This window comes from Micromonospora musae, assembly GCF_003626635.1.
GTDB lineage: Bacteria > Actinomycetota > Actinomycetes > Mycobacteriales > Micromonosporaceae > Micromonospora > Micromonospora musae.
The window spans coordinates 328797-350687 of record NZ_RAZT01000009.1; the positions used below are offsets into that span (position 1 = coordinate 328797).

Annotated in this window: 19 protein-coding genes, 1 pseudogene and 1 riboswitch; of the genes and pseudogenes, 8 read left to right on the forward strand and 12 right to left on the reverse strand. The window is 72.7% G+C overall.

Annotated elements, in window-relative coordinates:
• Positions 1-118: 118 nt before the first annotated feature.
• Positions 119-379 (forward strand): hypothetical protein, encoded by a 261-nt coding sequence (locus tag D7044_RS19840; protein ID WP_120682135.1) that lies wholly within the window; start codon positions 119-121, stop codon positions 377-379.
• A 109-nt stretch (positions 380-488) separates the two neighbouring features.
• Here the strand turns inward: D7044_RS19840 and D7044_RS19845 are convergent, their stop codons facing one another.
• The 4 genes from D7044_RS19845 to D7044_RS19860 all read right to left on the reverse strand — a co-directional run bounded on the left by D7044_RS19845 (position 489) and on the right by D7044_RS19860 (position 5678).
• Positions 489-1928 carry a glycine hydroxymethyltransferase gene (locus D7044_RS19845; protein WP_120682137.1) on the reverse strand — a complete coding sequence of 480 codons (1440 nt, stop codon included), beginning with the start codon at positions 1926-1928 and terminating at the stop codon, positions 489-491.
• A gap of 18 nt (positions 1929-1946) precedes the next feature.
• Positions 1947-2036: riboswitch (ZMP/ZTP riboswitch) on the reverse strand.
• A gap of 210 nt (positions 2037-2246) precedes the next feature.
• Entirely contained in the window at positions 2247-2747 is a 501-nt protein-coding gene (locus tag D7044_RS19850) for a hemerythrin domain-containing protein (protein ID WP_120689808.1), read from the reverse strand.
• Positions 2748-2810: 63 nt separating this feature from the next.
• Positions 2811-3539 carry a histidine phosphatase family protein gene (locus D7044_RS19855; protein ID WP_120689809.1) on the reverse strand — a complete coding sequence of 243 codons (729 nt, stop codon included), beginning with the start codon at positions 3537-3539 and terminating at the stop codon, positions 2811-2813.
• 12 nt (positions 3540-3551) lie between these two features.
• Complete coding sequence (locus D7044_RS19860; protein ID WP_120689810.1) at positions 3552-5678, reverse strand: acyltransferase family protein; 2127 nt, start codon at positions 5676-5678, stop codon at positions 3552-3554.
• 165 nt (positions 5679-5843) lie between these two features.
• On the opposite strand from D7044_RS19860, the gene D7044_RS19865 reads away from it, so the two are divergent.
• Complete coding sequence (locus D7044_RS19865) at positions 5844-6815, forward strand: DNA polymerase domain-containing protein (protein ID WP_120689869.1); 972 nt, start codon at positions 5844-5846, stop codon at positions 6813-6815.
• A 29-nt stretch (positions 6816-6844) separates the two neighbouring features.
• Here D7044_RS19865 and D7044_RS19870 read toward each other — a convergent pair whose 3' ends face one another.
• Positions 6845-7351, reverse strand: coding sequence for an Lrp/AsnC family transcriptional regulator (locus D7044_RS19870; protein ID WP_120682145.1), 507 nt, complete (start codon positions 7349-7351; stop codon positions 6845-6847).
• A 107-nt stretch (positions 7352-7458) separates the two neighbouring features.
• On the opposite strand from D7044_RS19870, the gene pdhA reads away from it, so the two are divergent.
• The 3 genes from pdhA (at position 7459) to D7044_RS19885 (ending at position 11073) form a co-directional block, all read left to right on the forward strand.
• Positions 7459-8625, forward strand: a complete 1167-nt coding sequence (pdhA, locus tag D7044_RS19875; protein ID WP_120689811.1) for a pyruvate dehydrogenase (acetyl-transferring) E1 component subunit alpha — start codon at positions 7459-7461, stop codon at positions 8623-8625.
• Positions 8622-9641, forward strand: coding sequence for an alpha-ketoacid dehydrogenase subunit beta (locus D7044_RS19880; protein ID WP_199716705.1), 1020 nt, complete (start codon positions 8622-8624; stop codon positions 9639-9641). The genes pdhA and D7044_RS19880 overlap by 4 nt, the downstream gene beginning before the upstream one ends.
• 76 nt (positions 9642-9717) lie before the next feature.
• Positions 9718-11073 carry a dihydrolipoamide acetyltransferase family protein gene (locus tag D7044_RS19885; protein ID WP_120689813.1) on the forward strand — a complete coding sequence of 452 codons (1356 nt, stop codon included), beginning with the start codon at positions 9718-9720 and terminating at the stop codon, positions 11071-11073.
• A 108-nt stretch (positions 11074-11181) separates the two neighbouring features.
• Here the strand turns inward: D7044_RS19885 and D7044_RS19890 are convergent, their stop codons facing one another.
• Positions 11182-13281: a PQQ-dependent sugar dehydrogenase gene (locus tag D7044_RS19890; protein ID WP_120682153.1), complete on the reverse strand. Its 2100-nt coding sequence runs from the start codon at positions 13279-13281 to the stop codon at positions 11182-11184.
• Positions 13282-13304: 23 nt separating this feature from the next.
• Positions 13305-14267: a sugar phosphate isomerase/epimerase family protein gene (locus D7044_RS19895; RefSeq protein WP_120682155.1), complete on the reverse strand. Its 963-nt coding sequence runs from the start codon at positions 14265-14267 to the stop codon at positions 13305-13307.
• Between the two features lie 643 nt (positions 14268-14910).
• Here D7044_RS19895 and D7044_RS19900 point away from each other — a divergent pair.
• The gene (locus tag D7044_RS19900; protein WP_120682157.1) at positions 14911-16176 is read left to right on the forward strand and encodes a L,D-transpeptidase; all 1266 of its coding nucleotides are present in this window, start codon (positions 14911-14913) and stop codon (positions 16174-16176) included.
• Between the two features lie 301 nt (positions 16177-16477).
• On the opposite strand, the gene D7044_RS19905 is transcribed toward D7044_RS19900, so the two are convergent.
• Positions 16478-17497, reverse strand: a complete 1020-nt coding sequence (locus D7044_RS19905) for an SMP-30/gluconolactonase/LRE family protein (protein ID WP_120689814.1) — start codon at positions 17495-17497, stop codon at positions 16478-16480.
• A 192-nt stretch (positions 17498-17689) separates the two neighbouring features.
• Between D7044_RS19905 and D7044_RS19910 the strand changes: the two are divergent.
• Positions 17690-18031 (forward strand): annotated as a pseudogene (locus D7044_RS19910) (STAS domain-containing protein); the annotation flags it as partial.
• A gap of 329 nt (positions 18032-18360) precedes the next feature.
• Here D7044_RS19910 and D7044_RS19915 read toward each other — a convergent pair.
• Entirely contained in the window at positions 18361-18750 is a 390-nt protein-coding gene (locus D7044_RS19915) for an FKBP-type peptidyl-prolyl cis-trans isomerase (RefSeq protein WP_120682163.1), read from the reverse strand.
• 223 nt (positions 18751-18973) lie between these two features.
• Between D7044_RS19915 and D7044_RS19920 the strand changes: the two genes are divergently transcribed.
• Positions 18974-19963, forward strand: coding sequence for a TerC family protein (locus tag D7044_RS19920; protein WP_199716692.1), 990 nt, complete (start codon positions 18974-18976; stop codon positions 19961-19963).
• A 71-nt stretch (positions 19964-20034) separates the two neighbouring features.
• Here the strand turns inward: D7044_RS19920 and D7044_RS19925 are convergent, their stop codons facing one another.
• From D7044_RS19925 to D7044_RS19935, 3 genes are read right to left on the reverse strand one after another with little or no spacing between them, the layout of a single operon-like run.
• Positions 20035-20763, reverse strand: coding sequence for a helical backbone metal receptor (locus D7044_RS19925; protein WP_120689816.1), 729 nt, complete (start codon positions 20761-20763; stop codon positions 20035-20037).
• A 46-nt stretch (positions 20764-20809) separates the two neighbouring features.
• Positions 20810-21394 (reverse strand): hypothetical protein, encoded by a 585-nt coding sequence (locus D7044_RS19930; RefSeq protein WP_120689817.1) that lies wholly within the window; start codon positions 21392-21394, stop codon positions 20810-20812.
• Entirely contained in the window at positions 21364-21882 is a 519-nt protein-coding gene (locus tag D7044_RS19935; protein ID WP_120689818.1) for a DUF6286 domain-containing protein, read from the reverse strand. The genes D7044_RS19930 and D7044_RS19935 overlap by 31 nt, the downstream gene beginning before the upstream one ends.
• Between the last annotated feature and the right edge of the window lie 9 nt (positions 21883-21891).

Genomic DNA, 21891 nt, shown 5'->3' on the forward strand with positions numbered 1-21891 from the left:
CCCCAGCGTAGGGGCGCCACCGGCGGTCGGGGCGGTTCGCGGGCGAGTTGACACACCGCGTTCACCGCGTGGCAAAGCGCCACCACTGCCGTTCCGACGTCCTGGATGGACGGTCATAATGGGCCGCATGGTTGCCTGGGAGTACGCTCTGCTGGTCCGCCGCTATCAGGGGCAGGGCCGCAATTTCCACGTGTCGTTCGTCTGGTACGGGCCGGACGGGTCCCGTAAGGACATCACCGCGTACGGCGACACGGCGGTCGCGCACCTCAACCGGGTCGGCCGGGAGGGCTGGGAGCTGGTCTCCGCCGCGGAGGACGTCAACAACGTGCAGGGCAGCACCGAGGTGCACCGCTACCACCTGAAGCGCCCACTCGCCTGATCCGCTGCCCCCATTCGCCGGATCCGCGCCCTGCTTCGCCGTTGATCAAGAGGTTCGCGTCAGGAATCGATCGGTCCGTGACGCGAACCTCTTGATCAACAAGGTCCGGTCAGGTGAGGTCGACGGTGGGGTAGAGGGGGAACCCGGCCAGCAGCTCGCCGGCCTGCCGGCTGACCTTGTCGGCGACCGCCGCGTCGAGCGCGTACTTCGCCTTGGAGGCGGTGCCGTCCGCGTTCGAGCCCGCGTTCGTCTGGCTCAACACGGTGTGGATCAGCTCCGCGATGACGTCCATCTCGGCGGTGCCGAGGCCGCGGGTGGTGAGCGCCGGGGTTCCGATCCGGATGCCCGAGGTGTACCAGGCGCCGTTCGGGTCCTGCGGCACCGAGTTGCGGTTCGTGACGATGCCCGAGTCCAGCAGCGCCTGCTCGGCCTGCCGGCCGGTCAGCCCGTACGAGGTGACGTCGATGATCGCCAGGTGGTTGTCGGTGCCGCCGGTGACGAGGTTCGCGCCACGGCGCAGCAGCCCCTCGGCGAGCGCCTGGGCGTTGGCCACGATCCGGTTGGCGTAGTCGGCGAAGTCGGGGCGACGGGCCTCGGCGAGCGCGACCGCCTTCGCCGCCATCACGTGCGGCAGCGGGCCGCCGAGCACCATGGGGCAGCCCCGGTCGACCTGCTCGGCCAGCTCCGGCTGGCAGAGCACCATGCCACCGCGGGGGCCGCGCAGCGACTTGTGGGTGGTGGTGGTGACGATGTGCGCGTGGGGCACCGGGTCGAAGTCGCCGGTGAGCACCTTCCCCGCGACCAGGCCGGCGAAGTGCGCCATGTCGACCATGAAGGTGGCCCCGACCGAGTCGGCGATCTCCCGCATGATCCGGAAGTTCACCCGCCGGGGGTACGCCGAGTAGCCGGCGACCAGGATCAGCGGCTTGAACTCGCGGGCCGCCTCGGCGACCTTGTCGTAGTCGATGAGACCGGTGCGCGGGTCGGTGCCGTAGCTGCGCTGGTCGAACATCTTGCCGGAGATGTTCGGACGGAACCCGTGGGTGAGGTGACCGCCGGCGTCCAGCGACATGCCGAGCATCCGCTGGTTGCCCAGCTCCCGGCGCAGCGCGAACCAGTCCGCCTCGGTGAGGTCGTTCACGTGGCGGGCTCGCGCCTTCTCCAGCGCGGGCGCCTCGACCCGGTCGGCCAGCACCGCCCAGAAGGCGACCAGGTTCGCGTCGATGCCGGAGTGCGGCTGGACGTACGCGTGCGCGGCGCCGAACAACTCCCGGGCGTGCTCGGCGGCGAGCGCCTCCACCGTGTCGACGTTCTGGCAGCCGGCGTAGAAGCGGCGACCCACGGTCCCCTCGGCGTACTTGTCGCTGAACCAGTTCCCCATCGCCAGCAGGGTGGCCGGGGAGGCGTAGTTCTCACTGGCGATCAACTTGAGTGATTCGCGCTGGTCGGTCAGCTCGGCCGCGATGGCGCCGGCGACCCGGGGCTCGACGGCGCGGATCACCTCGAGCGCGCTGCGGAAAGCGGTGGATTCTGCGTTCGGCGACGACATGCGACCTCCTACTGACGTGCGGAAGGCCCAGGCGCTCGGCATGCGTCCTCTTGACGGGGCCGCTCCCCGATGGTTCTCCATCCCCACGCGCCAGTAACGGCCCGCCCAGATCCTACCGAACCGGAGGTCACCCGCCCGGGCGGCCTCGTCCCGGCGTCGGCCCCGTCCCGCCCGGGTGGCCTCGTCCCGCCCGGATGGCCACGTTCCGACGCCCGACGGCGTGCCGGTGCGGTCGGGCAGGGCCGGCGCGGGGCACACCGGTGCCGGGGAAACGGCGCCGGGCCCGGCGCAGGGCCGGGCCCGGAGTGCCACCGCGAGTCAGGCCGTCGCCGCGTCCACCGCCTTCTTGACGGCCTTCGGATCCGTCGGCTTGCGCGGCGCGCCCGCCCGCATCTCGATCATCCGCGCGCCGATCTCCTGGAGCTCCTTGCGCCCCAGCTGGTCACGCACCTTGGGGAACCACTCCTGCTCCTCCTCCTCCACGTGGTGCAGCACGTTCTCGATCAACACCGTGGTCTTGGCGGTGAAGTGCTCGTCCTCGGCGTCCATCGCGAACAGCTCGGCGCAGAGGACGTCGGCCACGTGGTGCTCCTCGTACGACTCGAGGATGTCGTCCTCCAGGTCCGGCAGGAGCCGGCGGACCTCCGGGTACATCACCTCGTTCTCCAGGTAGGTGTGCACGGTGAGCGCCTCGATGATCTGCCCGACCAGCTTCTGCCGCCGGCTCGCCGGGCCCTCCTCGGCGTCCTGGAACGCCGTGAACAGACGGCGCATCTCCTTGTGGTCTTCCTTCAGCAGGACGATGGCATCGGTGGACACCGGCTGACCTCCTCGACATGTCGGTTGATCGTCCGGTACCCCGGCGGTGAAGTGCGGAAACAGTCAGATGCCGTAGTGCGTCTGGTCGCCGCCGGCCGGCCCGCTCCGGGTCGGGTGCAGGTGGCTGACCTCGTTGAAGCCGTTCATCCGTAGATGGTCCGAGTGGTCCGCGGACCAGCTGGAGATCGAGCAGTTCGCGATGACGTGCCGGCGGCCCAGCGCCATCAGCTCCTCCTCGGTCAACCCGTCCAGGAGGTACGAGAGCAGGAAGACCAGCACGTCGTGGCCGAAGAGCATCACCCGGCGGTCGGTGTGCTCGTGGCGCAGGTCGGCGAGGAACCCGCGCAGCCGCAGCGCGACATCCGTCCACGCCTCACCGCCCGGCGGCCGGTAGTAGAACTTGCCCAGCCGGTTGCGCCGCTCGTGCTCCTCGGGATGGCGCACCCGTACCCCGTGCGGGGTGAGCCGGTCGAAGATGCCGAGATCCCGGTCGCGTAGCCGTTCGTCGCGGCTCAGCGGTACGCCGGTGCCGGCCAGGGCCAGCTCGGCGGTGCGCCGCGCCCGCAGGTACGGCGACGTCACCGCCACCTCCGGGCGCCGGTCCGGCGGCAGCGTCCTCAACCAGCGTCCCGTGGCGTGGGCCTGCTCCTCGCCAGCGGGCGAGAGCGGCACGTCGGCGTCGCGCTCGGTGCGGGCGACCTCCTCGGCGCCCGAGGACCTCGCCCGCTGGGCCGCGACGTTTCCCGTGCTCTCCCCGTGCCGGACGATCCAGAGTGCGGCGAGCTCCGTCATCGCGGCAGCGGCTCAAGCGAGCACGCGGTCGAGAGCCGTGGCCAGTCGTGGTGCCAACGTCGCCATGTAGGTGGCCGTGACGTGGTTGTTGTCACGGTAGACGAGCACACCGCCGATCACCGGCGCGCAGCGTTCACGTGGGCAAATGGCGTCGTTCAGATCTACCAGGTGCACCTTGTCGTTCTGCCGCGCGGCCGTCTCGTGGGCCGGCCCACCTCCGCCGGCGAGAACCTTGTCCCGGGGCGACGCGCAGCGTGTGAGCTTCCGCGGATTCTCCGAGACGCATTCGGCGATGTCCTTGTCGTGGTAGGGAGTGTCGCGGAGGACGACCACCGGGATCCCCGCGCCGGCCATCTCCGACCAGGTGCGCCGCAGCGCGTCAGCGAACGCGGCCTGTGCCTGACTGGCGACGGGCGCGCCGTCGCGGACCATGACGTAGAAGGAGGTGCTCACTACCAGCAGGTCAGGTCGTTCGTCACCTGTCAGCGCCCTGCGTAGCTTCTCATTCCACTCCGTGCAACTCGGGTACGGCCGGCTGTCCAGCGCGACCACTCCGTTGATGAACGGGCAGGAGGACTTCGTGTAGCTCTTCAGGCGCCACTGCTTCGACACGGAAACCCGTTGCAAGGCCGGCAGCCACTGCGCCGCATGGGAGTCGCCGGCAAGGGCGACGGTGAATGAGGCGTCCGGATCGCCGTAGAGGCAGGATCGCACTTCGCTGCTGCGCTGGTCGGTGTGGCAGCCGTCCTTCCATGCGTCGGGGCCGTCCTGACTGGCGACGAGCGGGTCCGGTACGAACGCGCCTACCCGGTCTACCGGAGTTCCGGCCGCGCTGGTTGTCGGGGATTTGCCGAGCGCGGTCGCGCCGGCGACCGTGGGCGAGTTGACGGTCGCCGGGGTGCCGTTCACGCCCACTGTCGGCACAGCCAGAGATGGGGGCGCCGGCGGAGCCGCTGGTGGCCACACCGTCAGTTGAAAGCTGAGTCCCGCCACCACAGCCACACCGGTACAAACCGCCCCGAGCTGGAGCGATCGAGTGGGCTGCCATGCGAGCGTCTCGGACCTGCGGATGGGGTTCTCGACGTACCGGTAGGTGAGCGCGGCCGGAACCACCGAGGCGGCGACCACGGCGAGACCGGCGCTCGCGGTCAGTTCACCGAACCGGGCCTCCGCGACGACGAGGAGCGGCCAGTGCCAAAGATAGAGCGAGTACGAGATGGCACCGACGGCGCATACCGGCCGTACCGCGAGCAGGACGGCAGGTCCGGCATTGCCGGCGGCGGGACCGCCGGCGATGACGGCCGCCGTGCCGAGGGTTGGGATCAGCGCCAGATAGCCCGGGAAGGCGGAGCTTTCGCTCAGCAGGAAGGCGGACGCCACGATCGCCACGAGGCCGGACCAGGCGAGCGCGGCAGCGGCCGGACGGGGCAGACGGTGCAGGTAGGCGGCGAGTAGGGCCACGAATCCACCGAGGGCCAGTTCCCACATCCGCGTCGTGGTGACGAAGTATGCGCGGGCGGGATTGTCGCTGGTCAGCCAGACGGACCAGGCGAAGGAGGGCACCGCGACCAGCGCGAGAGCGGCGACCATGAAGCTGGTGCGGGCGTATCGGCGTCGGCCGAGCCACAACGCGGCCACCAGCAGCAGCGGCCATACCAGGTAGAACTGCTCCTCGACACCGAGTGACCAGAAGTGCTGGAGGACGCTGGGCGCGCGATTGGCCGCGAGGTAGTCGACGGACTGTTCGGCGAGCCGCCAATTCATCACGTACAACCCGCTGGACACCACATCCCAGCCCGTAGCGGACCACCGGGTACGTGGCAGGAAGGCGAACGTGAGCACGAGGGTCGCGACGAGCACCACCACGGCGGCCGGCAGCAGTCGCTTGGCGCGCCGGGCATAGAAGCCGCTGAGGGAGAGTCGGCCGGTCTTGTTCACCTCGCTTACGAGCAGACCGGTGATGAGGAACCCGGAGATGACGAAGAAAACATCGACGCCGACGAAGCCGCCCGGGACCAACTGCTGGCCGGCGTGCCCGGCGAGTACCAGGACCACGGCAAGGGCCCGCAGCCCTTCCACGTCGCCACGGAATCCGACTCGAGGATCGGCCGCCTTCGTCTGGCGGATTGTCTGCGTCATTTGTCCCACTCCATGCCCGTGTGTGTCCTTCAAACAACTGGCCACCGGTATGGAGAGTTACGCCGACCCCATCCCGGTCGGCTTCGCCGTGTGAGCGTGGACGGCGGCACGGCGGGTGGGCGCGGGTACCCACCCCGAGGACCGCGGACCGCTACCGTGTGGGACGTGGCGACGACGGCCGAGGAGATCCAGGTCGGTGCGCGGGTGGTCCGCGTCTCGAGCCCGGACAAGCCGTACTTTCCGGAGCGTGGGCTGACCAAGCTCGACGTCGTCCGCTACTTCCTCTCCGTAGGTGACGGGATCCTGCGCGCGTTGCGCGACCGGCCGACCATGCTCGAACGCTGGCCGCGGGGCGTCTTCGAAGGCGCGAAGATCGGCACCCGGCAGGACAACCGCGGCGACGCGTTCTACCAGAAGCGGCTGCCCGCCGGCGCCCCCGACTGGGTACGCACCGCGCACATCACCTTCCCGAGCGGGCGGACCGCCGACGAGGTCGCGCCCAGCGAGCTGGCCGTTGTGATCTGGGCGGCCAACCTCGGCACCCTGCGCTTCCATCCGTGGCCGGTCTCCGCGGCGGACGTGGAGCGTCCCGACCAGCTCCGGATCGACCTCGACCCGATGCCCGGGGTCGACTTCGCCCAGGTCGTGCCGGTGGCCCACGAGGTGCGGGCGTTCCTCGCCGAGCTGGGGCTCACCGGTTACCCGAAGACCACCGGTGGCCGGGGGCTGCACATCTACCTGTCGATCGAGCCGCGGTGGAGCTTCGGCGACTGCCGGCGGGCGGTGCTCGCGCTCGGTCGGGAGCTGCAGCGTCGCCGGCCCGACCTGGTCACCACCACCTGGTGGCGGGAGCAGCGGGACCGTCCGATCTTCGTCGACTACAACCAGATGTCCCGCGACCACACGATGGCCTCGGCGTACTCCATCCGGCCCACCGCCCGGGCACTGGTCTCCGCGCCGCTTCACTGGGCGGAGCTGGACGACGTCCGGCCGGAGGACTTCGACGTGGTCACCGTGCCGGCCCGGTTCGCCGAGCGGGGCGATCCGCACGCCGGCCTGGACGATCGGCGCTTCTCCCTGGAGCCGCTGCTGGAGCTGGCCGACCGGGAGGGGCTGGAGGCCCCGCCGGAGCGCTGACCGGCGGCGCGGCCGGGTCCCCGCTCGGCCTACGCCCAGGGGCTGGTGACCCCGTCGAACTCCTCGAAGACCAGCCAGGTCCGGGTGGATAGCACCCCGGGGATGCTCTGGATCCGGCCCAGCACCACGTCGCGCAGCGCCGCGTTGTCCGGCGCCCGCACCAGCGCCAGGACGTCGTGGTCGCCGCCGAGCAGTGCCGCGTGCTCGATGTAGCGCACCTGCGCCAGCTCCGCGGAGACCTCGCGCCAGGTGTTCTGCTCGATGGTCAGCGCCACGTACGCCGAGGTGCCCAGCCCCGAGGCCTCCGGCGCGACCTGCGCCCGGAACCCGGTGATCACACCGTCGCGCAGCAGGCGTTCCACCCGGGCGTACGCGTTGGTGCGGGAGATGTGGATCCGTTCGGCGAGCGTACGCACCGAGGTGCGCCCGTCACGAACCAGTTCGTCCAGGATCCGGCGGTCCACCTCGTCCAGCGGACGGGACGAACGTCCCGTGGCAGCGGTCGGCGTTGCTTCGGGACCGGTCGTCTGGCTCACCGAGACTCCTCTCGCGTGCCGTTTGTCTCACGTTCATGGTGGATCTTGAGCAAAACATCCGCAAGGCTGGAGCATAGGGCCACCACACGTCCCAGGAGGTCCCCGCCGTGACGACCACACCCCAGGCGGTCCGCAGGGCATCCCCGCGCAACCGCCGTCGGCCGGCCACCCCGGCCGATCCCGCCCGTCCGCTGCTGCCCGGCGCGCAGCCGGTGAGCCTGCTCGACCCGAGCGGCGCGCCGCTGCCCGCCCGCACCGACTACCCCGAGCCCCCCGGCGACCTCCTGCGGGAGCTCTACCGCCGGATGGTCATCGGTCGCCGCTTCGACACCCAGGCCACCGCGCTCACCAAGCAGGGCCGGCTCGCGGTCTACCCGTCCTCCCGCGGCCAGGAGGCCTGCCAGGTAGGGGCGGTGCTCGCCGTACGCGACACCGACTGGGTCTTCCCGACCTACCGGGAGTCGATGGCGCTCGTCTCGCGCGGGCTCGACCCCGTCGAGGTGCTGACGCTGCTGCGCGGCGACTGGCACTGCGGTTACGACCCGGCCGCCCGGTTCACCGCGCCGCAGTGCACCCCGCTCGCCACCCAGTGCGTGCACGCCGCCGGTCTCGCCTACGGCGAGGCGCACCAGGGGCGCGACACCGTGGCGCTGGCCTTCATCGGCGACGGCGCCACCAGCGAGGGCGACTTCCACGAGGGGATCAACTTCGCCGCCGTCTTCAAGGCGCCGGTGGTCTACTTCGTGCAGAACAACCAGTACGCGATCAGCGTCCCGCTGTCCCGGCAGACCGCCGCGCCGAGCCTCGCGTACAAGGGGGCCGGCTACGGCGTGCCGAGCGAGCAGGTCGACGGCAACGACCCGGTCGCCGTGCTCGCCGTGCTCACCCGCGCGGTGGAGCACGCCCGCGCCGGCAACGGGCCGTTCCTGGTCGAGGCGCACACCTACCGGATGGAGCCGCACACCAACGCCGACGACGCCAACCGCTACCGCGACGGCGCGGAGGTCGACGCGTGGCGGGACCGGGACCCGATCGCGCGGCTGGAGAAGTACCTGCGCGACCGGGACGAGCTGGACGACGACGGGGTCGCCGCCGTGGCCGCCGAGGCCGAGGCCTACGCGGCCGACGTGCGCGAGCGGATGAACGCGCAGCCAACCGTCGACCCGCTGAGCCTCTTCGACCACGTGTACGCGCAGCCCACGCCGCAGCTGATCGAGCAGCGCGAGCAGGTCCGCGCCGAGCTGGCGGCGGCCGAGCAGGAGGGGGACGCCTGATGGCCACCACCATGGCGAAGGCGCTCAACGCCGCGCTCGCCGACGCGTTGGCCGACGACGAGCGGGTGCTCGTCTTCGGTGAGGACGTCGGCCAGCTGGGCGGCGTCTTCCGGATCACCGACGGTCTCCAGGCCCGGTTCGGCGACAAGCGCTGCTTCGACACCCCGCTCGCAGAGGCCGGCATCGTCGGCTTCGCGGTCGGCCTGGCCATGTCGGGGCTGCGGCCGGTGGTCGAGATGCAGTTCGACGCCTTCGCGTACCCGGCCTTCGAGCAGATCGCCTCGCACGTGGCGAAGCTGCGCAACCGCACCCGGGGCGCGCTCAGCGTGCCGATCGTGATCCGGGTGCCGTACGCGGGTGGGATCGGCGGCGTCGAGCACCACAGCGACTCCAGCGAGGCTTACTACGCGCACACCCCGGGGCTCAAGGTGGTCACGCCGGCCACCGTCGACGACGCGTACTCGCTGCTCCGCGAGGCGATCGACGACCCCGACCCGGTCGTCTTCATGGAGCCGAAGAAGCTCTACTTCGCCAGCGGCGAGGCCGAGCTGCCGACGCGTACCGCGCCGTTCGGCCGCGCCGTCGTGCGCCGCCCCGGCCGGGACGCCACGCTGATCGCGTACGGGCCGTCGGTGCCGGTCGCGCTGGAGGCCGCCGAGGCCGCCCGCGAGGAGGGCTGGGATCTCGAGGTGGTCGACGTACGCACCATCGTCCCGTTCGACGACGAGACGGTGACCGCCTCGGTGCGCCGTACCGGCCGGTGCGTGGTGATCCAGGAGGCCCAGGGCTTCGCGGGTGTCGGCGCCGAGATCGCCGCCCGGGTGCAGGAGCGCTGCTTCCACGCCCTGCACGCCCCGGTGCTGCGCGTCTCCGGCCTGGACATCCCGTACCCGGCCCCCATGCTGGAGCACACCCACCTGCCCGGCGTGGACCGGGTGCTCGACGCGGTCGCCCGCCTGCAGTGGGATGACCAGCCGGACCCGCGCTGGCTCCCCGCCCCCGAGGCGGCGGCATGAGCGAGCGGAGCGAGCGAATCGTCGGGCGCAGTGCGGTGGTGCCTCATGCCGCTGCCGACCGGAGGGAGGCAACGGCATGAGCGAGCGGGTTTTTCTCCTGCCCGACCTCGGCGAGGGGCTCAGTGAGGCGGAGATCGTCGAGTGGCGGGTCGCGGTCGGCGACACGGTGACGGTGGACCAGACCGTCGTCGAGGTGGAGACCGCCAAGGCCGTCGTCGACGTGCCCTGCCCGTACGCCGGGCGAGTGGTCGCGCTGCACGGTGCTCCCGGCGAGGCCCGCCCGGTCGGCCAGCCGCTGATCACGATCGCGACGTCGGACGGCGCGGCGGCCGCGCCCGACAGCACCCCCGAGCCTCCCGGCCACGCCACCTACCGCGAGGAGGAGCGGGCCGGCTCGGGCAACGTCCTGGTCGGCTACGGCACCGGGCACGGGCCGGGACGTCGCCGCCGCAGGTCACGGCTCGCGGTCGCGCCGGAGCCGGCCGCCGTCGTGGCCCCGGAACCGGTCGCCGTCGCGGCCCCGCGTCCAGCGGCCGCGGTCGGGTCCACGGGCGACGTCGCGCCGCTGGTCATCTCGCCGATCGTCCGGCGGCTGGCCCGCGAGCACGGGATCGACCTCGCCACCCTGACCGGCAGCGGCCGCGGGGGAGTCGTCCGCCGCGCCGACGTGGAGGCCGCCCGTACGGCGGTCGTGGCCGCACCGCGCGCGGTGCCGCAGCCGTCGGCGGGTGGCGACGGCGAGGACCTGGTCATTCCGCTGACGGGCATCCGCAAGGCGATCGCCGACAAGCTCTCCCGCAGCCGGCGGGAGATCCCCGAGGTGACGATCTGGGTCGACGCGGACGCCACCGCCCTGCTGGAGACGCGCGCCGCGATCAACGCCGCCCGTCCGGAGCAGCCGGTCAGCGTCCTCGCCCTGCTGGCCCGGATCTGCCTCTCCGGTCTGCGCCGCTATCCGCAGCTGAACGCCCGGGTGGACACCGAGGGGCAGCGGATCCTCCAGTCCGCGGGCGTGCACCTGGGTATCGCCGCGCAGACCGATCGGGGCCTCGTCGTCCCGGTGGTACGCGACGCCCAGCGGCTGACCACCGCGGAGCTCGCCGTCGAGCTGGCCGAGACGACGGCCGCGGCACGGGCGGGCACGCTGGCGCCGGCGCGGCTCACCGGTGGCACCTTCACTTTGAACAACTACGGGGTGTTCGGTGTGGACGGCTCGACGCCGATCATCAACCACCCGGAGGCGGCGCTGCTCGGGGTGGGGCGGATCGTGGACAAGCCGTGGGTGGTCGACGGAGAGCTCGCGGTCCGCAAGGTCGTGCAGCTCAGCCTCACCTTCGACCACCGGGTCTGCGACGGCGGGGTCGCGGGCGGCTTCCTGCGGCACGTCGCCGACTGCGTGGAGCAGCCCGCGCTGCTGATCGCGGCCGTCTGAGGTACGCGCGGAAGGGCCGGCACCTCGCGGTGCCGGCCCTTCGGTCGTGGTGGCCGTGCCGCCGGGCTGCGCGGTGGTGGCCCGGTGTGCCGGGCCACCACCTGCGGATCAGCGGGCGCTACCGCCCGGGGTGAGCACCACCTCGGCGCTGCCCGTCTGCGGCGGCACACCCGGGTCGGTGGGCGCGTCGGTGTACTCGGCGACGAAGACCGCCCGCAGGTTGTCGGCGCCGCCGTGACCGGGGTCGAGGAAGGTGGTGATGCTGCCGGTGCAGCCGGTCGCGGTCGAGAGCGGGTGCCCGTGCTCGTCGTGGCCGAGGATGTACGTCACCTGCACCCGCGAGCAGTCGACCGGCAGGTCGTCGGTCACCCGCACCTCGAAGCTGACGGTCTGGCCGAACTCGAAGGGCTGCCCCTCGGTCGGGGTCACGAACTCGACGATCGGTGCCCGCGGCCCCACCAGCAGCGGCAGCGTGGCCGCGGCCGAACGCCCGGTGCTGTCGGTGACCTTCACCGTCGGGTTGTACTGGCCGTTCGCCTGGTAGGTCCAGGTCGGGTTCGGGTCGGTGGAGTCGACCGAGCCGTCGGCGTTGAAGTCCCAGGCGTAGCGCAGCCGGTCGCCGTCCGGGTCGACGGTGCCCGCGCTGGAGAAGCGCACCGTCAGCGGCGCCTGCCCGACGGTCGGGTCGGCGCTGATCTGCGGGATCGGCGTGCGGTTGCCCCGGACGAAGTCGATCCGGGAGAGCTGCGCGTCCGGGTTCTCGGCGAAGTACCCGTCGCCGTACTCCAGCACGTAGAGCGCGCCGTCCGGGCCGAACTCCAGGTCCATCGGGTTGTCGACGACCAAGGACGGGGCCACCGGACGGATGTCGCGTACCTCGCCCCGGTCGTCGAGGCGGAACTCCTTGATGTAGTCCCGGGTCCACTCGTAGAACAGCGGCACGCCGTCGTAGTAGGCGGGCCAGCGGGTCCGCGACGTGTTCCGCCCGTCGTAGTCGTACGCCGGGCCGCCCATCGGGCCGATGCCGCCGGTGCCGAGCTGCGGGAACTCGCCGGAGGCGGCGGACGGGTACCAGACCTGCGGGGCCTCCACCGGCGGCAGCCGGCGCTGCCCGGTGTTGTGCGGCGAGTCGTTGACGAGCCGGTCGCAGTCGAACTTCCTGCCCGGGGTGTTGGTCGCGAAGTCGAAGTCGCGGTACGGCAGGTCCGGGGTGGCGCAGTACGGCCAGCCGTAGTTGGCCGGCTTGTCGACGACCATCCAGCGGCCGTGTCCGGCCGGCCCGCGGTCCGGGTTCGACGACCCGGCGTCGGGGGAGTAGTCGGCCAGGTAGACGTCGTCGGTACGGCGGTCGACGGCGAACCGGAACGGGTTGCGCAGCCCCATCGCGTAGATCTCGGGACGGGTCTTCGCGGTGCCCGGCTTGAACAGGTTGCCCGCCGGCACCGTGTAGCCGCCGCCCGGCTTCACCTTGATCCGCAGCAGCTTGCCCCGCAGGTCGTTCGTGTTGCCCGAGGTGCGCTGCGCGTCGAACGCGGGGTTCCGGTCGGCCCGCTCGTCGATCGGGGTGTAGCCGTCGGAGAAGAACGGGTTGGTGTCGTCACCGGTGGAGAGGTAGAGGTTGCCCTTGCTGTCGAACTCGATCTGGCCGCCGACGTGGCAGCAGATGCCCCGGTCGACGGGCACGTCGATGATCTTCTGCTCGGTGGCGAGGTTGAGCTTCATCCCCTCGAGCTTGAACCGGGACAGCCGCAGCGCGCCGCGGAACCGCTGCCAGTCCGCCTCGGTGCCGACGAAGGGCGCGTCACCCTCGTTGACGTCCGGCGTGCTCGGGTCGTCGGCAGGGGTGTCACCGGGCGGGGAGTAGTAGAGGTAGACCCACTTGTTGCTGGCGAAGTCCGGGTCGATGGCGATGCCCTGCAGGCCCTCCTCGTCGTGCTCGTAGACGGGGACGTCGGCGGCGAGGGTGTTCAGGCCGGTACGCGGGTCGTGGATGCGGACCTCGCCGGTGCGCGCGGTGTGCAGCACCCGCAGGTCGGGCAGGACGGCGAGACTCACCGGCTCGCCCGGGAAGTCGTTGAGCGTGACCTTCTGGAAGCTGGAGTCCGGCGGCGCGGCGGGTGCGGGCGCGGCGGCCGACGACGCGGCCGGCGCGCCCAGGCCGGCGGTGACCAGCGCCAGCGCGGACAGGATGGCGATCCTTCTCTTCACGGTGGTTCCCCCGGGGGTCGTGGTCAGTAACGGAGAGACGCGAGGTAGTCGAAGCCGACGCGGGCGGTCTCCAGCGCGTCGGCGGGCGCGCGCGGCGGAGTGCCGGCGTCGTCGCGCTCCACGATGTACTCCTCGATACCGGCCTCCCGCTCGTGCGCGAAGATCCGGCCGAAGTCGATGAGGCCGTCGCCGAGGTCGGCGAAGCTCGCCTCGGTGTCCATGTCCTTGACGTGGACCTGGCGGATCCGGCCCCGGTGGGCGCGGATCAGGTCGATGGGGTCCTGCGCGCCGCGCCACGCCCAGAAGAGGTCCAGTTCGAAGTGGACCAGCCGCGGGTCGGTCTCGCCGGTGAGGATGGCGAAGCCGGTTCCACCGCCGGTCAGCGGGACGAACTCGAGTTGGTGGTTGTGGTAGCCGAACTCCAGGCCGGCGCGCTCGGCCAGGCGGCCGGCGCGGTTGAGGTCACGCGCGAGCGCCCGGTAGACCTGCGGGTCGCGGATCGGCTGCCCCGCGGAGTCCAGTCCGAACCACGGGTGCACGATCTTCCGGCAGCCGACCGTGTTCGCCTCGTCCAGGGCGCGTTCCCAGGTGTCGGCGTCGAAGGGCTGCGGGATGCCGGTGTGGCCCGAGGTCGCGCGCAGGCCGGCCTCGTCGAGGGCGGCGCGGAACTGGGCGGCCGTGCGGCCGACGAAGCCGGCGTGCTCGACCCGCCGGTATCCGATCCGGCGCAGCGCGGTGAGCGTGCCGGGCAGGTCGGCAGCCAACTGGTCGCGCAGGGTGTAGAGCTGGATGCTGATTCGGTCGACCGGCACCCGGCGCCGGCCGCCGCCGTGGCCCGAGCCGCCGGAGGCCGACGCCGCGGAGGCGCCGAGGAGGCCGGCCGTACCGACCGCGGCGGCGGAGACGGTCGCCGCGCGGAGCAGCCCGCGTCGGCTGACCGGTTCGGCGGACCCCGGCGGCTCCGCCGGCTGTTTGCTCTGCTCCATGGTGGTGTCCCTCCCTGCCGGACGCCGCTCATCCGGCGGTTGTGGGTCGACCGGCCGCCGTCTCCAGGCACGCCGGACCGGCCGGAGCGGGTCCGGCGGACGTGGCGGTCGGCGTACGGATGGAGACGAGCCCACGCGGGGCGCGCCACTGTCGGCGGGGCGGGCAGCGGATCGACCTATGGGCAACTATCTATCTGGCCCGTCACCGTACCCTTGCCGACGGTCGAAGGCAAAGGTTCTGTCTGGGGCGCCGAACTTTCGCTGGGGCCGACAAAAGTTGCCCGAGGCTCGCGTCCCTCGGTTCTCGATCGGCCGGATCGCCGCCATCCCGGGGCCCCGCGACGGGTGATCGGCGCGGGATTCCTGAAGTCGACGGGCTCCGCCGACCCCCGGCTCACTCGGGTGGGGCGGTTGAATCGGGCCGGGCCGGCGCGGACGGGACGGCCCGGCCGTGTCGGCGCGCCGGGCGACCGTACCCGCCCGTCCCGCCCGATGCCGACCGCCGCCGACGATCCGTCGCTTTCGGCGCAGCGTGGCGAAATGCGACAGGTAATTGTCGTGACCTTATTTCGTGAATTGCGGGGGTAGTCGTATCGGGGTGGAGAGAATGTGCCTACGGAAGCGGAAAACGGGGGGACGCATCATGAGGCTGAGGCGGCGTTTGACGCTGTTGGGGGTGGCCGTCGCGGCCGCTCCACTGATCCTGGTCGGCTGCACCGCGGATTCGAAGAACGACGACCGGCAGGGCGGCAAACGCGCCGCGGCGCCGGAGCTCACCGTGACGCCCGGCGACCGGGCGAAGGACGTGCCGATCAGCGCCGAGGTCGGCACCCAGGTGGCGGGCGGCCGGGTGACCGGGGTCCGGATCACCGACGACAAGGGTAAGGAGATCAAGGCCGAGCCCCGCGAGGATGGCTCCGCCTGGGTGCCGAGCACCACGCTGCAACCGAAGCGGACGTACACGGCCGAGGTGACCGCGACCGGCGACTCCGGTAAGACGACGACCCGCAAGACGACCTTCACCACCAGGCCGAAATCGACCAAACCGGCGGTGACCAGCACCCTCTATTTCGCCGACAAACGGACGTACGGAACCGCGATGCCGGTGACGGTCGCATTCGACCCGCCCATTCCGAAAGAGGCCAGGGCGGATGTCCAGCGCCGGTTGTTCGTAAAGACGAACCCGCCGCAGCCGGGTGCCTGGTCATGGGTGGACGACGGTAGTCAGGTCTATTACCGGGCACCCGATTTCTGGCGGCCGGGCACGACGATCAGCGTCCGGTCCGGCCTGGAAGGGCTGCCGATCGGCAAGGACCTGGTCGGCGACGACGACCGGAGGTCGACGTCGAAGATCGGTCAGCAGGTCTCTCTGGAGATCGACAACGCCACGAAGCAGATGTCGGTGCTGCGCGACGGCAAGGTGATCCGCAAGATCCCGGTCAGCCTCGGCAAGCCGAGCACGCCGACGTCCAGCGGCAAGATGGTGATCATGGAGCAGCACCAGTTCACCACGTTCGACACGACGGGTTCGGCCGACCCGTACGTGGTGGACGTGGAGGACGCCCAGCGGCTCACCTGGGGCGGCGAGTTCATCCACGGTGCTCCGTGGTCGGAGGGGGACCAGGGCAGCACCAACGTCTCGCACGGCTGCACCAACGTCTCGGCCGCTGCCGCCGACTGGCTGATGAACAACACAAAGGTCGGTGACCTGGTAACCGTCAAGGGCACCGAGGTGGAGCTGCAGAACGGCAACGGCTGGACCGCGTGGAACGTCAGCTGGGGCGAGTTCGTCAAGGGCAGCGCGCTGCCGGTGCCGAGCGGGCTGGGCCCCGCGCCGAGCCAGCCGGCGCATCCGGGCGCGGTCGCCGGCGGTTCGCCGGCCCCGCACCCCTCGGTGACGGGCGGCTGACCGCCGTACCGCACCCGGGTCGGCCCGCCGTCGCGCGGGCCGACCCTGCCCGTCCCGCCGGCCCGGTGGCCCGACCTGTCGGCCGAGCTGTTCTCGGCCCGACCCGCGGTCCGGTCCGGGCTTGATCGTCTCGAACTCCATGAACTCGGGGCGTCCCGCCGCGCGGAGACCCCGACTTCACGGAAGGCGAGTCGATCACGAAAACGCCGCCGTGCGGAGACCCCGACTTCACGGAAGGCGAGTCGATCACGAAAACGCCGGCCGGCCGGCGGGCCGCAGCCGGCCGCGCCGAGCGCCGACGTCAGGTCAGCCGGACGCGGGCGACGCCCGGGCCGATCAGGCTGCCGAGCCAGAGCAGCTCGCCGTGCTGACGTACCCCCGTGATCATCCAGTAGTCGCCGCGTGGGCCGTGCAGCGTGCGGCGAACGGTGCCCTCGCCGTCGACCAGCGCGACCAGGCCGTAGCGGCGCGGCTGCGGCTGCATGGCGTCGGGCAGCAACGCGGCGAGCTGGCGCAGCCTCGGGTGCGGCAGCAGCCGCTCGGCCACCGCCACCCGCGGGCTGGGCAGCGCGATCCAGTAGGTGCCGTCGCCCACGGCCGAGAGATTGTCCGGATACGCGGGCAGGTCGGCCAGGACGCGGACCGCGCCGCCGGGCAGGTCGACGCGGAGCAGCCGGTGCGTGGTCGTCTCCACCAGCATCAGGGCCGACTCGTCCGGGGTCAGCGCGACCCCGTTCGGGAAGTAGAGGGCCTCCGCCACCACCTCGGCGCGTCGGTCGCCGGGCCGGTACGCGAGCACCCGACCGTTGGGCCGGTGCTCCAGCAGGTCCCGCTTCCAGTGCGAGACGGGGAAGCGGTCCGAGCTGTCGGTGAAGTAGATGGTGCCGTCCCGCGCCACTGCGGCGTTGTTGGCCAGGTGCACCGGGGGTGCCGTCCCGGTCAGCTCGTGCACCGCGCCGTTCGGGGTGACCCGGAGCAGCCCCCGGTAGGCGTCGCAGACCACCAGCCCACCGCCGGTCGGGTCGAGCTCGATCCCGAGCGGCCGGCCGCCGGTCTCGGCCAGCAGCCGCGGCAGGGTCCCCGGCGGCGCGTCGGCTGGCCACCACCAGAGCCGGCCCTCCTCGTCGCCGCTGATCACCCGGCCGTCCGGGTCGACGACCACGTCCTCGGGGCCGGCCGCGCCGTCGGGCAGCGGCAGCAGCTCGACCGTGTCGAGCCGTCGGTCGGTGGCGGCCCACGGGCCGGTGAGTGGCGGCGGGACGGTGGCCGGCTCACGGACCGGCCGGATCAGCCGGGGAGGCCGGGGGTGGGGGACGACCATCCGACCATTGTCACCCGCCGATGTCCGGATGCGCCGTCACCGGCCCGCGCCGGAGCGGCGCGCGGGTCGGCCGCGGCCCGGGCTTCGGCCCTGAGAGGGATCAGGGTCGGGTCGGGGTACGACCCTGGGCGTACCCGGAATCACTCCTGCGCAGGGGCGGAAGTGTCGGTGGTCGAGACTAGATTGGACGGCATGGGAGAGCAGGTCAGCGAGCGTTTCCGCGTGCACGTGAGCGTGCGCGACGAGAGCGTGGACGTGCGCGCGGTCGGCGAGATCGACATCGCCACGGTGGGGGTGCTCCGCTCGGCGCTCTGGGCCGCGCCGTCGCGGTCGGTGCTGCGGGTCGACCTCTCCGGCGTCCGGCTGCTCTCCGCCGCCGGGGTGCGGGCGCTGGCCGCCGCGCACCTGCGGGTGCGCGCGCAGGGCGGCGAGCTGGTGCTGGTCGATCCGGCGCCGGTGGTGGCCCGGGTGCTGCGGGTCACCGGGCTGCACCGGGTCGTCCCGGTCGTCGAGGCGTCCCGGCCGGTGGCGGAGCCGCCGGCACCCGTGCGGCCGTCTCCGTCCCCGCTGCCGTCGCCGACCTCGTCCGCGCCGTCGCCGCTCGCGCCACCGGCGCCGACGATGCGACACGTGCCGCCCGCGCCAGCCGCGCAGCCGGTGCTGGTGGCGGCCTGACCGCCCACCCCCGGCCGGGCGACGTGGTGGTCACCCGACGTTGAGAGCGCGGGCCGCCGAGCGGCGGATCATCGACCGGCGACCGGGCGATCGGCGACCCGGCGATCGGCGACCCGGCGATCGGCGACCGGGCGATCGGCGGTGGGGTCGCGGGGCCGCTGACGCTCCGTCGGCGGCCCCGCGAGTGCTCAGCGCACGCCGAGCAGGTCCACCACGAAGATCAGGGTCTCGCCCGGACGGATGGCGCCGGCGGCGCCCCGGTCCCCGTAGCCCAGGTGCGGCGGGATGACCAGCCGGCGGCGGCCGCCGACACGCATGCCGACCACGCCCTGGTCCCAGCCGGCGATCACCTGTCCGCCGCCGAGCGGGAACTCGAAGGGCTCACCCCGGTTCCAGGACGCGTCGAACTCGCGTCCGGTCGAGTGTCCGACGCCGACGTAGTGCACGGTGGCCAGCTGGCCCGGCTGGGCCTCCGGACCGTCGCCGACCGTGAGGTCCTCGACCACGAGGTCGGCGGGGGGCGCGCCCTCGATCGGGGTCACGTCGGGCTTGCCCGAGCGGGCACCTGGCTGGTTCATCGGTAAAACTCCTGCCGTGTTGGGTGATGTGGCCCGGTCAGCACCGATCCTGCCGGATCGTGGCAGGCCGATGTGCGGCAGCCCGCCGAGGCGACCTTCGCGGACCGAACCTGGCGGAGCGGTCCCGCCGCCCGCGACGCTGGCCTAGGCTCGGAGGCGCCCCCGCCTCAGGTCCCCCGTCCTCGCGCGGCGAGCGGCGGGAAGTGACCGTGGGAAGCGGTCGATGCGGAGGGCACCGGTGGGCGACGCGACGTTCCCGGCGCCGCTCTGGGCCTGGGCCGCCGTCACCGTGGTCATCGTGGTCATGCTCGCGATCGACCTGCTCTCGCACCGGGACAACCACGTCATCGAGCTGCGCGAGGCGTTGATCTGGAGCGCCGTCTGGATCGGAGCCGGTCTCCTCTTCGGCCTCGTCATCTGGTTCTGGCGCGGCGGCGAGCCGGCGGTCGCCTACTACTCCGGATACCTGCTGGAGAAGGCGCTGTCGGTGGACAACGTCTTCGTCTTCGCCCTGCTCTTCGGCTACTTCCGGGTACCCGCCGCCTACCAGCACAAGGTGCTGTTCTGGGGGGTGGTCGGGGCGTTGGTGTTCCGGTTGGCCTTCATCATCGCCGGCGCCGAGCTGCTGCAGCGGCTCGCCTGGGCCGGGGTGGTGCTCGGCGCGTTCCTGATCTGGACCGGCTGGCGGCTGGCCGTACGCGGCGAACCCGACGTCGACCCGGAGCGCAACCGGGTGGTCCGGCTCTTCCGCCGCCTGGTCCCGACCGAGGCCGGTTACCACGGCGACCGGTTCACCGTACGGGCCGGCGGGCGGCGGCGGGCGACCCTGCTGCTGGTGTCACTGGTCGCGATCGAGGCCACCGACGTGGTCTTCGCCATCGACTCGGTGGCGGCGATCCTGGCGATCACCACCAACACGTTCCTCGTCTGGACGGCCAACGCCTTCGCCGTACTGGGGCTGCGCAGCCTCTACTTCTGCCTCGCCGGGCTGCTGCGGCACTTCGGCTACCTCCGGTACGGGCTGGCCGTCCTGCTGGCCTTCGCCGGGCTGAAGTTGATCCTGGCGGAGACGCCGGTGGGGAAGCTGCCGATCTGGCTCACCTTCACGGTGGTGGTGGTGACCCTCTCCGTGTCGATCGGCTGGAGCGCGTTCTCCGCCCGACGGGGTCGCAGCCGCGCGGCGGGCGGCCGGGGCGAGGGCGGGAAGCCCTGACGGCGATCCGGCCGGGTGCCCGCCGCGGACGGTGCGGGCCGAGTCGGGGTCGGGCGGGTGGTGGGCCCGGCTCAGGCCGGGGCGGAGACCGGGCGGTCGAGCTGCGCCGCGAGCAGTGCGGGCGCCTCGGCCAGCGACGGTCCGTACCAGGTCAGGTGCCGGCCGCAGAGCAGGGCGCACGGTGTGCCGGGGAAGGCCTCCGGGCCGTCGTCGGCGGTGAAACGGTACGGCTCGTCGGGGAGCACCACGAGCTCCGCGCCGACGTCGCGCAGCTCGGCGAGGGGCGGGCGGGGGTAGCGCTCGGGGTGCCCCTCGTAGGAGTTCAGCACGCCGAGCCGGCGCAACACGTCGCCGGCGAAGGTGCCGGACCCGAGGACCACCCAGGGGCGCCGCCAGACCGGTACCACGGCTCGGCGGGCCGGCGACAACCGTGGCGGCTCGGCCCAGGCGCGGCGGGCGGCGTCGAGCCACGCCGGCTCCCGCGTCGCGCCGAGCGCGGTGAGCAGGTCGGCCAGTTCGGTGAGCGCCTCGGGGACGGTACGCGGGTAGGTGACCCGCACCGGCACCCCTGCCGCGACCAGCGCGTCGGCGTCCTCGCGGCGGTTCTCCTCGACGTTGAGCAGCACGAGATCCGGGCGTAGCGCGAGCACCCGCTCCAGGTCCGGGTACTTGCTGCCGCCCACCCGCGGCACGTCCAGCCCGGCCGGGTGGCTGCACCAGTCGGTGGCGCCGACGAGTACGCCGGGCAGGGTGACCGCCACCGCCTCGGTCAGCGACGGTACGAGAGACACGACCCGCACACTCGACCCCCAGCTCTGCGCGCCCGGACGGGCGCCGGTGGGTAGATCATGCCTGGCCGGCGTCGACCAGCGCGGTCACGTCGAGGTGGGCGGGGCGACAGTCGGCGGTGTCGACGTAGCGGCGGAGCGCGACGTTGACGTGTTCGCGCAGGCCGACGGTGCGCGCACCGGCCACGATCTCCACGCGGAGCCACAGGTCGGGCCGGTGCGGGTCGCCGGTGAGCACCACCCGTGCCCGCCGGATCCGCGGATCGCCGGTGAGGTCGCGTTCCAGCGCGCGGGTGAGCGCCCCGGCGGCCAACCGGGTCCGGCCCCGCCGGCCGGGGTGGACGAGGGTGCCGCGCCGCCCCACGCCGGCCCCGCCCAGCTCCCGTAGCAACAGCCAGAGACCGCTCGTGGCGGCGAGCAGCCCGGCGGCGGCCGCGGCCAGCGGGGCCCACGGGGTGGCGAGCTCCCAGGAGCGGCGCAGTCCCGTGCCGAGCAGCACGCCGGACGGATCCCCGCCGGGGAGCCATCCGAGGCTCTGCGCCAGCACGACCCCGCCCAGCGCGACCAGCAGCAGCGCCACGACGGTCCAGAGCACCCGGTGCGCGGCGTGGGTCACGCCGCCCGCCGCCCGGACGGCAGCCACACCTCGATCGGGCCGGGCCGGGGCGCGGCCAGCCGGTGCAGCTCCTGCCGCACGGCGAACTCCACCTCGTCGCGGCTCGCCGGGTCGCCGGTGACCACCACCCGGGGCCGCCACTGCGCGCCGTGTCCCCGTATCCGGACGCGGGCCCGCCGTACGCCCGGCACCGAGGCGGCGGCCACGGTCAGCCGCCGCTCCAGGCGACGCCGGTGCAGGTGCCAGCCGTCGCCGACGTCCAGCCGTTGCGGTCTCCACCGCCGCAGTTCGGCGACGAGAAGGCCGAGCCCGAGCAGGACAGCGCCGATCGCCGCCGCCCGCACCGGCCAGTCGTCCCACCGGGTCTCCCCGAGCGGGGCGGCCCACCCCGCGACGTCGACGAGCAGCGCCGGTCGGCCGGCCGCGGCCGCCCCCGCCGCCACGGCCAGCAGCACGCCGCCGACGAGCAGCACGACGGCGAGCAACAGGGTGGCCAGCCGGTTGGCGGTACGCATCTCAGCTCC

Bases quoted from the DNA above. Each gene is read 5' to 3' on its own strand.
- D7044_RS19885 (WP_120689813.1), top strand. From the start codon at position 9,718: ATGAGCGAGCGGGTTTTTCTCCTGCCCGACCTCGGCGAGGGGCTCAGT.
- D7044_RS19860 (WP_120689810.1), bottom strand. From the start codon at position 5,678: ATGACGCAGACAATCCGCCAGACGAAGGCGGCCGATCCTCGAGTCGGA.
- D7044_RS19915 (WP_120682163.1), bottom strand. From the start codon at position 18,750: ATGAACCAGCCAGGTGCCCGCTCGGGCAAGCCCGACGTGACCCCGATC.
- D7044_RS19905 (WP_120689814.1), bottom strand. From the start codon at position 17,497: ATGGTCGTCCCCCACCCCCGGCCTCCCCGGCTGATCCGGCCGGTCCGT.
- D7044_RS19845 (WP_120682137.1), bottom strand. From the start codon at position 1,928: ATGTCGTCGCCGAACGCAGAATCCACCGCTTTCCGCAGCGCGCTCGAG.
- D7044_RS19840 (WP_120682135.1), top strand. From the start codon at position 119: ATGGGCCGCATGGTTGCCTGGGAGTACGCTCTGCTGGTCCGCCGCTAT.
- D7044_RS19920 (WP_199716692.1), top strand. From the start codon at position 18,974: ATGCGGAGGGCACCGGTGGGCGACGCGACGTTCCCGGCGCCGCTCTGG.
- D7044_RS19900 (WP_120682157.1), top strand. From the start codon at position 14,911: ATGAGGCTGAGGCGGCGTTTGACGCTGTTGGGGGTGGCCGTCGCGGCC.
- D7044_RS19895 (WP_120682155.1), bottom strand. From the start codon at position 14,267: ATGGAGCAGAGCAAACAGCCGGCGGAGCCGCCGGGGTCCGCCGAACCG.
- D7044_RS19855 (WP_120689809.1), bottom strand. From the start codon at position 3,539: ATGACGGAGCTCGCCGCACTCTGGATCGTCCGGCACGGGGAGAGCACG.
- D7044_RS19935 (WP_120689818.1), bottom strand. From the start codon at position 21,882: ATGCGTACCGCCAACCGGCTGGCCACCCTGTTGCTCGCCGTCGTGCTG.